Origin of the sequence: Lactococcus lactis, assembly GCF_029023865.1 — a bacterium.
In the GTDB taxonomy this organism is placed as follows: domain Bacteria; phylum Bacillota; class Bacilli; order Lactobacillales; family Streptococcaceae; genus Lactococcus; species Lactococcus lactis.
This window is the reverse complement of record NZ_CP118969.1, coordinates 841,468-855,249: the sequence shown is the minus strand read 5'-3', so window position 1 is coordinate 855,249 and position 13,782 is coordinate 841,468. Positions and strand designations below refer to the sequence as shown.

Genomic DNA, 13,782 nt, shown 5'->3' with positions numbered 1-13,782 from the left:
TTTAGTTTCTGAGACTATTTAATAAACGGCGAGCTACTTCTTGATTCATCACTTTTTCCTGCCGAAGTTGCTGACTTATGACTGCTATCTCATCTGCTTTTGCACCCACGGATAATGCCAAAGAGCGAGCCTGTAAGCTCATATGTCCTTGTTGAATTCCTTCTGAAACAAGTGCGCGCAAAGCTGCTAAATTTTGTGCTAAACCAACTGCGGCGATAACTTTGGCCAGTTCTCTAGCATCTGTGATTCCTAAAATTTCCATTGCCGCTTGTGCTTTAGGTAAGACTTTCACCCCACCACCAACGGTCGCCACAGGTAAAGGAATTTCTAACTCTCCAAATAACTTTTCGGCATGAACTTCCCATTTAGCCAAACCTTGATATGTTCCTTCTTTTGCTGCATAAGCATGAATTGCTGCTGAAATAGCTCGCGTATCATTTCCTGTTGCAAGAATTACAGCATTAATCCCATTCATAATCCCTTTATTGTGTGTGCTAGCACGGTAAGGATCAATTTTTGAGTATTGTGAAGCAACTGCAATTTTTTGAGCAATTTCTAAACCATTTGTTTTTTTTGAAAGAGCATCAACTGAAATTTCACAGCTCACCTTTACTAAAGATTCAGTTGCATAGTTTGAAAGGATGCTAAACAGAATTTTTTCCTCAGAAAACCAGCCACGAAAAAGTTCTGCGACACCTTCTAATATAGAATTAATAATATTGGCACCCATTGCATCTTTGACATCCACTTTGAAATCAACTGAAATAAATTTCTCACTTGAAAAAAGTCTGCTCGAAATTTCTCTCAAACCGCCCCCACGCTTAATAATTGAAGGATACGAAAGCTTAGCTTGTTCAAATATTTCATTTTTGCATTCAGATATTTTCTTAATAATTTCTTCTGGTTTCTTTACGTCATAAAATACAATTTGCCCACGCATTAACCGTTCATCTATTTTAGCCGTAAAACTTTCCGCTATTTTTGCTCCATTACTCGCAGCAGCTATAACTGATGGTTCTTCTGTAACCATAGGAACGATGTATTCTTTTCCATTAATGACAAAATTTTGAGCAAGTCCCATTGGCAATTCAAATTCGGAAATTTGATTTTCAATTAGATTGTTTAAAATATTTGTATCTAAAGCCATTTCACTCAAAACTTCCTGAGTATCTTCTGACAGATTCAATGAATCTAGTCGCTCTTTGGGCGACATTTGATAAAATTTTTTTCTCATATTTTCCAAAAATGCCCAGATAAGCTGGGCAATTCCTCCATTAATTTCTTAAAAATTACTTGTTTAAACCACAATAATTTTTAAAGGTTAGGATTTTTTAAAAGAACAGCCAAACCTAGGCCTCCACCGATACAAAGACTAGCAATTCCATAGCGTTTTTGCTCACGTTTTAAGGCATAAGACAAAGTCGTGAGAATTTTAGAACCACTTGAACCGATAGCATGACCTAATGCAATTGCACCACCATAAATGTTAACTTGTGATTCATTTAAACCAAGTTCACGATTGACAGCAAGACTTGATGCTGCAAATGCTTCATTAATTTCAAACAGGTCAATATCTGAAAGTTCAAGCTCTGAACGATTAATTAATTTTTTGATAGCTTCAATTGGTGAAACTCCCATAATAGCAGGGTCGATTCCAACTTCTGTACTATCAACTAGTTCTGCTAGGTAGGAAATCCCATGTTTTTCAGCATAGTCTTTCGTTGCAAGAATGACAGCTGAAGCTCCATCATTAACAGGAGAAGAATTACCTGCTGTCACAGTTCCATTTTCTTTGAAAGCTGTCCTTAAAGTGGCTAATTTTTCTAAACTAGAAGAAGGACGTGGTGTTTCGTCGACTCCGACTTCTCCAATCGCAACAATCTCTTCTTTAAAAATTCCGGCTTGACTTGCAGCGACCGCTTTTTCTTGAGAGTTTTGCGCAAAAGCGTCTTGGTCTGCTCGACTTATATCAAATTGTTCAGCAATAGTTTCACCAATAATCCCCATAGAAATTCCTGAGAAGGCATCAACTAAGCCATCATTTAACATACTTAATGTTTCTTCTTGAGTTTTTCGATTCTTTATAATTGGGGCATTAGACATAGATTCTGTCCCACCAGCGATTACAACTTCTGCTTCACCAAGCTGTAAAAGTTGTTTAGCTAAAATCACTGCTTTCATTCCTGAACCACAAACTTCGTTGATTGTTGAAGCGGGCACTGTATTAGATAGACCACTATGAATCGCAATTTGACGTGCTATATTTTGACCATTACCAGCTTGAAGAACATTCCCAAAAATAACTTGTTCAACATCTGATTTTATATTTTCATGTTTTGACAATAAGTTTGAAACAACATGTGTTCCAAGTTCTGCTGCTGAATATTCAGCAAGAGCACCGTCGTATCTTCCAACTGGTGTTCTTAAGGCGTCAATGATTACAATTTCTTTCACGAATGAACCTCCGAAAGCCATTATAGCATATTTTAAACTACTTTTGTCAAAGTCTCTTTACATTAAATTAATAAACAATATCTAATCAATGACTCTATTCAAGCATTTTTTGTACCATTTAAAATACAAACCAATTTACTTAATTCCAATTTTTATTAATTAAACAAAAAATTAATTGTGTGTATTTTATAGAAAGAAAATATCTTAGCAAAGAATTTAACGTATTTTTATGATAAAATTAAAGCATTCCAAAGACATTGAAAGGAGTTCCTTTCTTTTATAATAATAAGTGAGGAAATTTTTAAAATATGAAAGTCGGTATAGATAAACTTGGATTTTTTGTCCCAAATACTTTTGTTGATATGAGGGATTTAGCAAATGCTCGTAATGTTGACCCTGCAAAATTCCAAATTGGTATTGGTCAAGATGAAATGGCAGTCAATCCTGCTACTCAAGATATTATTACTTTTGCTGCTAACGCGGCAGCAAGTATTTTGACTGAGGAAGATAAAAAAGCCATTGACATGGTCATCGTTGGTACTGAATCAAGTCTTGATGAATCAAAGGCCTCAGCCGTTGTTGTTCACGATTTGCTTGGTATTCAACCTTTTGCTCGAAGCATTGAAATGAAAGAGGCTTGTTATGCAACTACTGCTGGCCTTGCTCTTGCTCGTGACCACGTTCTTTTGAATCCTGATACTAAAGTTTTAGTTATTGCTTCTGATATTGCCAAATATGGGCTAAATACTGGTGGAGAACCTACTCAGGGCGCTGGAAGTGTTGCAATGCTTATTACGGCCGATCCTAAAATTTTGGCCTTAAATAATGATAACGTTGCTTTAACTCAAGACATCTATGATTTTTGGCGTCCTTTTGGTCAGGCTTATCCTTCTGTTGATGGTAAGTTTTCAAACGAAACATATATCGATGCTTTTGCTAAAATCTGGAAAGAGTATAGCCATAGAACAAATTTAAAGTTTGAAGACTTTGCAGCTATCGCCTTTCATACCCCTTATACTAAAATGGGTAAAAAAGCTTTATTGCCAATGCTTGAATCTGAAAAACCAGCCAATGCTGAAGAATTAATGGAACAATTTGAACGTGGTATCGTTTATAATCGTCGTGTGGGTAATCTGTATACCGGTTCTCTCTATTTGAGTTTGATTTCACTTTTGGAAAACTCTGATAAATTGAGTGCTGGTCAGCGTATTGGACTTTTTAGTTATGGTTCTGGTACTGTTGCTGAGTTTTTCTCTGGTGAGCTTGTTGAAGGTTATGAAAATCATTTACTTAAAATTGAACATCAATCAATGTTGGATGCAAGAACCCGTCTATCAATTCCTGAATACGAAAACATGTTTAATCAATATTTAGATTTGAATCATAATATTTCTTTCAATGATGAGACAGATTACTCCGTTTCAGAAGTTGTTGATAATCACCGTAAGTATAAAAAAAGATAAAAAAATACTGACAGAATTTCTGTCAGTAAATAAAAAGTCCTGTCAGGACTTTTTTTTATTTTATTTGCTCAACAATGATACAGCTGCTTCATCAGCGATAACAGTAACATTAGCGTGGTTTTGAAGAATTGATGCTGGAAGCTCTGTTGTCACTTCTCCTTCAACCATTCCTTTGATTGCTTCAGCTTTTTCTTTACCATAAGCCATCAAAACAATATTTTTTGATTTCATAATTGAAGCAAGTCCCATTGAAATTGCTTTACGTGGTACATCTGCTTCTGATTCAAAGAAACGTGCGTTGGCTTTGATTGTGCTTTCTTGAAGGTCAACAACATGAGTTGTAATTTCAGCAGGTGTTCCTGGTTCATTAAAACCAATGTGTCCATTTTGACCAATTCCAAGAATTTGCCAGTCAATTGGATTTTCTTCAATAATTTGGTCATAATGTTTTGCTTCAGCTTCAAGATCAGCTGCTTTACCATTTGGTAAGAAGTTTTCTTTAAATGGTTTTTCTCCAAACAAATGTTTAGTCATAAAATAGCGGTAAGATTGATCATTTGAACCGTCAAGTCCAACATATTCATCCAAGTTTACTGAAACCATGTCTGTAAAATCAAGGTCTGAGTTAACAATTTGGTTGTAAAATTCTACTGGTGTTGAGCCTGTTGCAAGTCCCAATGTTTTAGCACCATTAGCCATTGATTTTTTAAGAAGGTCAAGTCCGATTTTTCCACCTTCGAGTTGATTTTTTACTACGATAACTTTCATTTTATATGCTCCATTTCTAAATTGGTATATATCAATTTTTCTACACTTTCATTATATCATAAATTACCTCCATGTCAACTAAAAATTGTCTTCAAAAAATACATTAGCAAAAATAAAAAGTCCTTTTAAAAAAGGACTTTTTTGTAATCAATTAAGACATATATTTTCCAACAAAATCCCAAACATGGCTCCAATATAAGTCTGGATTAACTTTTTCTGATTCTCCATGACCCGCTCCATGAACAATCAGCTTTTCTTTCTCAACTTTTGCTGCATCATAGAGAGGGTTTAACATCTTAAATGGAACGAAAGTATCTTTATCACCATGAATGAACAAAATTGGTGTTTTGCTTTTGGCGACTTGTTTAATTGCCGAAGATTTAAAGATATCATAGCCAGCTCTCATTTTAACAAAGGTATTTGCCGCATAAAGAACTGGAAATTTTGGTAATCCATATAATTGTTTTAATTGATAGGCAAAAACATCACCTGTTGATGTGAACCCACAATCTTCCACAATTGCTTTGACATTCGAGGGAAGCTTTTCGCCTGAAGTGTTCATCACCGTTGCTCCTCCCATAGAAACGCCTAATAGGACAATTTCTACCTGTGGATCTTTTTGAATAATTTTGGCAATCCAAAGCAACATATCTTTACGGTCATCCCAGCCCATGCCAATATAATCACCCTGACTTTTACCATGTCCTCTTAAATCTGGCGTAACAACATTATAACCCTTATTGTAAAAATGACGTGTCCAACTTGCCATATCGGTCGATTGTCCACCATACCCATGAACAATAATAGCCCATTTATTTGTTTTAGTTGGTTGCTTATAATCTGCAGCATAGAGTTTCAACTTCAACTTATCAGAGGAGGTAACATACCAAGCGTCGGATTTTACATCCTCTAAAAATGCTTTATTTTCCTTTTTTCTTTCTTCTTCTTTTTTAGAAAGAGGCTTCTGTTTGCTCCCGGCAGTTAGAAAAGATTTATTGGTATGCGCGTTAACAGCTAAGTCATAAAAATAGTTTCCTATTGCGAAATAGCCACCAACCAAAACAACGGATAAAACTACTAAAATCCAAGCAATCATTTTTTTCCTTTTTTTCATAAAATTCCTTTTAATTTTTATTTTACCATTGTAATATTAAAATTTCTTTTTTGCAACTTCTTATATTATTTAGTAATAATCTTACAAAAACGGTGTTTTTGTCATACAATAATTCTCGTTCTTCCAAAAGCTAGTCTATCCAAAAAATGATATAATAAAACAATATGCATTGCTTTTTTATCAACCAATTGATTTAGTGATTTGAGAGAAAAATTACCTTGAAATCAACTAAACTAATTTGAAATAAATGTATTTTAGAATCCTTTTACGGAATGGAGTAAAATAAAAACAACTTATGAATATAAATGATTTTGATTTTGATTTGCCAGAAGAATTGATTGCCCAAACGCCTTTGGAAAAACGTTCTGAATCACGTTTGTTGATTCTTGATCCTAAAACTGAAGAGCTTGAAGATAGACATTTCTATAATATTATTGATGAACTTGAAGCTGGCGATGCTCTTGTCCTAAATAACACAAGGGTACTCCCAGCCCGTCTCCACGGTGAACGCGCTGAAACAGGTGGACATATTGAACTCCTCTTGCTTAAAGATATGGGGCAAAATCGTTGGGAAACATTGGCAAAACCAGCTCGCAAAATGAAAGTTGGTGAGGAAGTCGTTTTTGGTGATGGTCGTTTGAAAGCTGTCGTTGTAGAAGTTCTTGATCATGGTGGACGAATTGTCGAATTCAAATACAATGGAATTTTCCTTGAAATCTTGGAAAGCTTAGGCGAAATGCCACTTCCTCCTTATATCCACGAACAACTCGAAGATCAAGAACGTTATCAAACAGTTTTTGCAAAAGAGAATGGTTCTGCTGCTGCTCCAACTGCTGGCCTACATTATACACCTGAATTGTTAGAAAAAATTGCTGACAAAGGAGTCGAAATTGTTGAATTAACACTTCATGTTGGTTTGGGAACATTTCGTCCTGTCAGTGTGGATAATGTTGATGAGCATCAAATGCACAGCGAATTTTATCGTCTAACTGAAGAGGCGGCTGCTCAATTGAGAGCTGTTAAGGCTAGTGGACACAAAATTGTTGCTTCTGGAACAACATCAATCCGTACTTTGGAAACCATCGGTAGTAAATTTGATGGGGATATCCAAGCCGATTCTGGCTGGACTGACATTTTCATTAAACCTGGCTATGAATGGAAAGTTGTTGATGCTTTTAACACCAATTTCCATTTACCAAAATCAACTTTGGTCATGTTAGTCGCTGCTTTTGCTGGCCGTGATTTTGTTCTTGACGCTTACCAACATGCGATTGATGAAAAATATCGTTTCTTCAGTTTTGGGGATGCAATGTTCGTTCGCCCCAAAAAATAATTAAATTCTAATTAATTTTTATAAATAAAAAAGCCTTATGAGGCTTTTTTATTTATAGTTTATACTCTCTTTACTCTATTTTGAAGACAACAACCATTCTTGACAAATAATGCATAAATCTTTTTTTTGATAATCATTAAGACTTTCAAAAATAATTCTAGTTCCATTATTTTTTGGGTCATTGTTTATTCCTAGCAAATACTCAGGTGTTACTCCGAAATAATGTGCCAATTCAATCAATCGAATTCCCGAAGGTTCCACACCGTTTTTATAATTATGAAGCGCATTTCTAGGATATCCTAGATCTCTTTCAACTTGATTAAAAGACTTTTTTGATATTCTTATTAATTCTTCTAACCGTGGGTAGAATAGCTGATTCTCGGCCATAAAAAACCTCCTGCAATTTGTTTTACTTTTACTTAACTTTAATAAATGTAAATCATGATTCAAAAATCTAAGTAGAACCTAAACGTCTGTCTCATCAGAATTATCTTCTTTACTTATTTGCTCTCTCATTTCTTCAAGTTGAGCTTTTAATTTTTCTTTTTCTAAATCTTGCTCCTCTTCTTCTTTTTTACGTCTCTTCCATAAAATAAAGAACAAGAAGAAAAGAGCTAAAAGAATTAATAATAAACCTAACCAGATAAGCCAATTTTCATACCAAGGAGTCTTCTTAACAGTTACATCTTTTGAATTTAATTTACTTGCTGTTTTACCTAATATTGTAAAGTCTTTTGTAAATTTCCATTGATAATCAAATTTTTGTTCTTTTCCTTTTGAATCAACATAAGTGAACTTTCCGTCATTATTTTTTTGCCCATATACTGTCATCGATAGACGATACTTACCCGCTTCAAGCTTATTTCCATCACCAATAGAAACAGGATAATCAAAATTACTATTTGGTGCCATTTGCAGCATCTCTTTGTTTGCCTTATAAGATAATTTAGAATTACTTAAACCTTTGACCTCTGCTTGAACATACATTTGATTTAGATATCCAGCCATTGGATTTTGTAAATTGGCATTAATTACATTTCTATAATTAACCTGACTAGGCTCTACACTATTTAATTTCAAGTCAGGCGCAACAGTATTTTTATTTTGTTGCATCAGTAAAGCAACAACGTAAGCATATTTATTTTGAATACTTAATCCCTTAGAATTGGAATTTGTTTTCTCTGAGTCCTTCTCTTTAAAAGTAATTCCACCAGCAATTACACCATTAAAATTTTCCTTTGGCATAGTAACACTCACTTTTACTTGCTGTGAAGAGTTTGGTTGTAGTGATACTTCTTTTGGAATTGAGGCATAGTCTACTAGATTATACTTTAGTGTTGAATCTGCTTTAATTTTATTTGGTGAGTATTCAACCACACCGTTAATATTTGTTGTCGCACTAGCTATTTCTTCTTCAACCACTACTGTTTTGTCAGTAGTATTTTTTAGAGTAATCGTCAAAGTTTGCGATTGTCCTGGACTCATTTGTAAATTAAAGTATCCGCTCTCGCCAATTTGGTTTTCTGGAAGAACCGGGTTCACAGAAAAATTAAATTCATTTGCATGAACTTCTTTACTGACAGTCCCTAAAGTAAAGATAGTGGCAATGAACAGTAAAACTTTTTGATAAATTTTCATTATGTTCTCTTTCTAGAACTACATCTCTGTAGTATTTTGATTAAAATCTTATAATAAAATTAAAATAAGTCCGTTATACAAAGTAGGACTAATCCCACTTTGTATAAAATTGCTATACGCAACTAATTAGAAGGTACATTATTTAAAGACCAAGTTAATTGTCCCTCATAGGTTCCCTTCTCTTGATGATCAACCGGAATATTCAATTGGATTCCTTCACCAGAGGTTGAATTCCAGTTTTGATTTAACTTAAAAGTACCAGTAGTTGGTGAAGTATTTGCATAAATCTGTAAGGCATCACTTGTAATTACTTTACTTCCTGTACTATCTTTGAAGAAAAGATATGAAGCCAAATTATTATTATTTGTCAAACCTTTTAAATCTTGAGTTTGTGCGACACTCACATACCATGGCTTCAAGGCAGAACCTGTCCGTGTGTCAGTAACAACCACATCACTGGCAGGACTTGTGGCCCATGAAATTAATGGTTTAGGACTTACGTCTAATGTACCAAAGTCGTAAGAATTTGGTGTAGAAAGACTTATAGAGCCAAAAGTTAAATTAAGTGTAATATCTTTTGATAATCCATTATAAGTATAAGTAACAGGACGAATATTACCATCTCCGTCAATGATTGGATTATTGGCTTGTATAGTTTGCAAGGTTGTAACCAAATTTGACGGACTGCTAATCACTGGTTCTTCTATCGTTCCATCCGCTTTAAAAGCTAAAGCATAGGTCCAATTACCATCCAGATCTTTTTGATCTTTTAAATCGTGTGCATCATCACTTGTCATACTTGCATCATAAACATTAAGAGCTGTCTGGCTATCTGATGAAATAACTGCTGCCTGTGGTACAACAACAATATTACTATTAGTAGAACTTTTTCCCAAAGTCCAGCTCACAGGTATTTCTGCATATGATTTATCTTTTACATTAGTATCACTAGTTGTAGGATCTTGAATCGTATTACCTGCATTATTTATTGAACTTAATGGATCACCACTCGTCGTAATATCTGTCATTACACCCACTCCTTTTAAACCAACAATTTTTTGGAGTTGTGCTTGAGTCAATGATGATGCATTTATTGCAGAAACTTTATTCGGTAGGATATAGTTTCCAGCACTTAGACTAGTGGTGTTATCAGTAGCCACATTTTGTACAATATAACTTCCATATATTGCTTGATCGTTTGTGCCATCTTGTTGATTTCCTACAAAATAGTCTCTCGTACCAAAGTTACGTGTAGCACCAGTAGTTCCAGCATTGACATCAAAATTAGGATTAGTTGATGGATAATTATTTAAAACCTTTCCATCAAATGCCGTGGCTGTTCTAGATTTTATGTAATATGGTGCTTTAGCGGTGAAGCTAAAGGGAGCTGTTGTGCTATCACTATATCCCATCACATACATTACTTTGATAGAACTTGCATCAGTATCAGATGCTACCGAGGCCCATGCTTGCATCGTTTGACCAGCAACGGGATTCCCTGTTGTAACATTAGATTTTAAATGATGTTGCCAATTTCCTGAATCTGCATCACCAGTTGTATTATATACACGTACCTGCCCTGGAACAACATAACCAATCCAAGTTGGATTACTTGGGGTGGAGAGGGAAGACATTGTATAATCTCCTAAAAATGCATAATTTTTTGCTGAATCTACACCAGAAAAATTATTAGGACTAATATTTACTGCACCAGATTTTGTAGCAGTATCTCCACCATTAAACGTAAACACAGGGAATCCCCTTTGTGTTCCCCAATAAGCTCCGCCAAAAGTATTAGTTGGAGATGTTGCAGTTCCTATCGGCGACCAAAATAAACTCCCGTTATTAGTTGACATATCCAAATCAGAAAGATTAATCAATCCAGAAGTTTGAACATATGGGGTCGAGAGTGTAATATTGCTGCCGACTGTCATCTTTGCAATTGAAATGAGAGAACTTGAAGAAGTGATTGCAAGCGTCGAACTTGTTCCTAGTATCAAATTCCCAGTTGTATTGTAACTTGCTGCATGATTTACCGCTGTTGCGCCATTTCCGTTTAAAAATGAACCCGAGACATTAACTGTAGCGTTTGGAGAAATCTTTGCATTCGTAAAGTTAGCAAGTGTACCAGAAATGTTAATAGGTAACTGAGATGAATTATCCCCAAGATTAACAGCAGCGACTGATGCCTTTCCTGTAGTTACTGATGTTTGATAGTTATCATTTGTACCACCACTATTGACACTTCCTTTAATATTGACACCATCTGAAATGTTGATATTAGTATTATATTGCAACGCTTGAGTATAATTTGTACCGTAAACTGAACCTACTGACATTGGAGTAGTCGAACTCATATTTTGGATATTAATATTAATCGTTCCAACATTAGTATAAGTGTTGCTGTTACCGTTAGATTGACCATCGCCGTAAAGTATTGCAGAAGCCAATGTATTGGCTGTCGCATCGCCTGTTTTGATACTCAAGGTAATCACGTTACTTGATCCAGAACCTACTTTGGTTAATGTATTGCCATAGCCATTTCCCCCTGAGAGATATGTATTACCTGTTGGAAATTTAAAAGTATTTCCTGTATGACCAGATAAATCAAGATTGAGTGTTGAATTTCCTCGAATAGTGTTGCTGGCATTATAGAAATTACCACCGCATAATTGTTTGGTTCCCGTACGTGGATTTCCTGAAAAATCTCCACCATATACATCTACTTCAGAATTCCCTCCAGTAACATTTCCACCACCTGAGCCGTAATTTCCTCCAGCAATAGCGTTGATAACTCCATTATAAATGACATTGGTCATATTGCCTTGAATTACTCGGTTATTCCAGGAACCACCCGATTCAAACCAGTCAACCTGACCGTTGTTCATTTGAGTATTAGAGTTACCATAAAGAGTACCGGTATAGCCTGCACCTTCAAGCGTATCCTGAATACCACCATTGTTGAAATTATAAGAATTTCCCTGATGATATCCGCCAAAACAATCGCCGTAAGTCCATCGAGCGATATCATTATTTTGAATGGTAGTAGAATCTCCTACTTGCCAGTAAGAGTTATCACTTCCTTCAGTACCACCACCGCCAACAATGTCAGAAGCATTGATAGCCTGATAACCAGAAGTCATTGACTTATAAGCTAAATTACTTGTCGCAATAGTATTACCATTGGCTGTCCCGTAGCCAACATTTACAAAACCAGAACCGCCAACCCCTGTACGATTTGAAGACGAGCGGCTGCCATCGGACACTCCATTTTCACCTGTTGTATTACCACCAGGAGCGGTGCTTGAATCTCCTACTTCAAGAATACTATTTCCTTGAACATAACCATAACCGCCACCGCGCATGTAATTATTTCCGGTTCCGGTAGAGAATGTTCCGCCTTGTGCCCAAGAATAGATATTGCCGTAAATCTTTATGGTAGAATTACTTGCTGCAATCGCCGCACCTGATGAGGGATTAGCGTCATTCGTAGCATTACTTTGCATTCCACTGATAGTATAGCCATAATAAGCCTGACCAAATCCACCAGAGAAACTAGAAATCGGTGCATTAGTGAAACCAGTTTTAACATAACTGGTAATATTACCATAAACCGTGCCCGAATTTCTGTTTTGTGCTCCGCCAGCCCCTGCGAAATCGTATTGACCTGTGCCTGTAAACTGGCTTGTATCTACACTATTGACGATTGCATCCCCACTGTTGCCTGATTGACCTACGATACCTGTATCGCTACCGCCATCGTAACCTTCTTGACCATTCCAGCTTCCAAGACCTTTAAATGTGTTGTAAATTGTGCCCTTGACTGTACCGTTAGCTGTACCTCCATAATAACGTGTATTATAAGAGGCACCTTCAATGCTTGAATTCCAGTTGTTATAAACATTGCCGTTTACAGTGACAGGGCTAGCACTTGTTCCAACACCTGCACCGTAAATATTTCCCACATTACCAGTAAAACCAGTTACAGATACATTTGTATTGCCATTGATTATACCGCCAGATGCATTGCCTCCGGTAACCGTTCCTAATCCAGAAGCATTTGTGATGGAAACATGGGTACTTCCTGAGATATTTCCGCCTGCATTATTTCCGCCATAAAAACTCATCGTTCCTGTACCAGTTGAGGCAACATAAATATTGGTATCACCTGTAACGTTAGACGTTCCAGCTGTTCCACCATAAATTGAAATTCCAGATCCTGTGAAGTTCGATCCTGGCATAAATGCAATCGAATTACCCTGAGCGTAGAAATTGTCATAAGTTGCTGCAACAGTAATGTTACGAAAGACCGTTGGGGCACCAAAATAGTTATTTGTTGGAGTTGTAATCGTATAACTTCCTGTCGCTGCAACATTAGGTGTACTTGTCAGACTATCAGTTGTATTGGCAACAATGGTCAGTGATTTAACTTTTCCAGATAAGCCTGAAAAAGTTCCTTCTGCGCCTGTATTGGCCATAGAATTGGACAAGGTCACATTACCGCCAATAAACAGGACATAGTCATTTGAATTTGAGGCGTTCGAAGCAATAAAACTTAAAGCAGCTTGAACATTAGGATCCGATACACCAGAAACATTATAGATTGTACTTCCGCCTTGAATAACAGAAATCTGACCTGCTGCTACATTAGGCAAACCCGAAATACTTTGCTGATAACCAAAACTTGTTCCATTGGTTGCCTCTGTGGGAAGTTTAATATTTAAAGCTGGTCGACTAGGCTGAGTTAAAGATACGCCATTAAAAGTACTACTAGTGGGAACAACGCTTTTAAGCATGGTATTCATACTAGTATTAGACGTTGTCGCTCCTACTTCTTGAGATGATAACACCTTCCCAAGAGATGTTGCCGTAATAGGTTCACTATTAATACCTTGAAAAATTGCCCCCAAATTCATAGATGAAACCAACTCTAGCAACATTATAAAAGTCACAAGTTTAAATTTATATTTTCTTTGCATGAAATCTCCCTTGCTTGTTTCTCACCACTAAAA

At 36.0% G+C, this 13,782-nt stretch carries 9 protein-coding genes; 2 read left to right on the top strand and 7 right to left on the bottom strand.

The annotated features are described in order from the left end of the window. Position 1: 1 nt before the first annotated feature. Complete coding sequence (locus PYW37_RS04385; protein ID WP_010906035.1) at positions 2–1,234, bottom strand: hydroxymethylglutaryl-CoA reductase, degradative; 1,233 nt, start codon at positions 1,232–1,234, stop codon at positions 2–4. Positions 1,235–1,314: 80 nt separating this feature from the next. Then, positions 1,315–2,454 (bottom strand): thiolase family protein, encoded by a 1,140-nt coding sequence (locus tag PYW37_RS04380; RefSeq protein WP_023188716.1) that lies wholly within the window; start codon positions 2,452–2,454, stop codon positions 1,315–1,317. Between the two features lie 308 nt (positions 2,455–2,762). Between PYW37_RS04380 and PYW37_RS04375 the strand changes: the two genes are divergently transcribed. Next, a complete protein-coding gene (locus PYW37_RS04375) occupies positions 2,763–3,917 on the top strand; it encodes a hydroxymethylglutaryl-CoA synthase (protein WP_017864763.1) in 1,155 nt (384 codons plus the stop codon). Positions 3,918–3,977: 60 nt separating this feature from the next. Here the strand turns inward: PYW37_RS04375 and PYW37_RS04370 are convergent, their stop codons facing one another. Further along, on the bottom strand, positions 3,978–4,685 hold the full coding sequence (locus PYW37_RS04370; protein ID WP_003130716.1) for a glucosamine-6-phosphate deaminase: 708 nt from the start codon (positions 4,683–4,685) through the stop codon (positions 3,978–3,980). Between the two features lie 151 nt (positions 4,686–4,836). Next, positions 4,837–5,799: an alpha/beta hydrolase gene (locus PYW37_RS04365; RefSeq protein WP_023188715.1), complete on the bottom strand. Its 963-nt coding sequence runs from the start codon at positions 5,797–5,799 to the stop codon at positions 4,837–4,839. 295 nt (positions 5,800–6,094) lie between these two features. On the opposite strand from PYW37_RS04365, the gene queA reads away from it, so the two are divergent. Then, entirely contained in the window at positions 6,095–7,132 is a 1,038-nt protein-coding gene (gene queA / locus PYW37_RS04360; RefSeq protein WP_025016688.1) for a tRNA preQ1(34) S-adenosylmethionine ribosyltransferase-isomerase QueA, read from the top strand. Between the two features lie 75 nt (positions 7,133–7,207). Here queA and PYW37_RS04355 read toward each other — a convergent pair whose 3' ends face one another. The 3 genes from PYW37_RS04355 to PYW37_RS04345 form a co-directional block, all read right to left on the bottom strand. After that, positions 7,208–7,519 (bottom strand): helix-turn-helix domain-containing protein, encoded by a 312-nt coding sequence (locus PYW37_RS04355; RefSeq protein ID WP_003130721.1) that lies wholly within the window; start codon positions 7,517–7,519, stop codon positions 7,208–7,210. A 78-nt stretch (positions 7,520–7,597) separates the two neighbouring features. Continuing rightward, positions 7,598–8,770, bottom strand: a complete 1,173-nt coding sequence (locus tag PYW37_RS04350) for a WxLIP family cell surface protein (RefSeq protein WP_023188713.1) — start codon at positions 8,768–8,770, stop codon at positions 7,598–7,600. 122 nt (positions 8,771–8,892) lie between these two features. After that, positions 8,893–13,749, bottom strand: coding sequence for a beta strand repeat-containing protein (locus tag PYW37_RS04345; protein ID WP_025016687.1), 4,857 nt, complete (start codon positions 13,747–13,749; stop codon positions 8,893–8,895). Positions 13,750–13,782 lie beyond the last annotated feature (33 nt).

What these genes read in the sequence shown, in the direction of transcription:
- PYW37_RS04385 (WP_010906035.1), bottom strand. Translation starts at nt 1,234, where the DNA reads ATGAGAAAAAAATTTTATCAAATGTCGCCCAAAGAGCGACTAGATTCA.
- PYW37_RS04375 (WP_017864763.1), top strand. Translation starts at nt 2,763, where the DNA reads ATGAAAGTCGGTATAGATAAACTTGGATTTTTTGTCCCAAATACTTTT.
- PYW37_RS04370 (WP_003130716.1), bottom strand. Translation starts at nt 4,685, where the DNA reads ATGAAAGTTATCGTAGTAAAAAATCAACTCGAAGGTGGAAAAATCGGA.
- PYW37_RS04365 (WP_023188715.1), bottom strand. Translation starts at nt 5,799, where the DNA reads ATGAAAAAAAGGAAAAAAATGATTGCTTGGATTTTAGTAGTTTTATCC.
- queA (WP_025016688.1), top strand. Translation starts at nt 6,095, where the DNA reads ATGAATATAAATGATTTTGATTTTGATTTGCCAGAAGAATTGATTGCC.
- PYW37_RS04355 (WP_003130721.1), bottom strand. Translation starts at nt 7,519, where the DNA reads ATGGCCGAGAATCAGCTATTCTACCCACGGTTAGAAGAATTAATAAGA.
- PYW37_RS04350 (WP_023188713.1), bottom strand. Translation starts at nt 8,770, where the DNA reads ATGAAAATTTATCAAAAAGTTTTACTGTTCATTGCCACTATCTTTACT.
- PYW37_RS04345 (WP_025016687.1), bottom strand. Translation starts at nt 13,749, where the DNA reads ATGCAAAGAAAATATAAATTTAAACTTGTGACTTTTATAATGTTGCTA.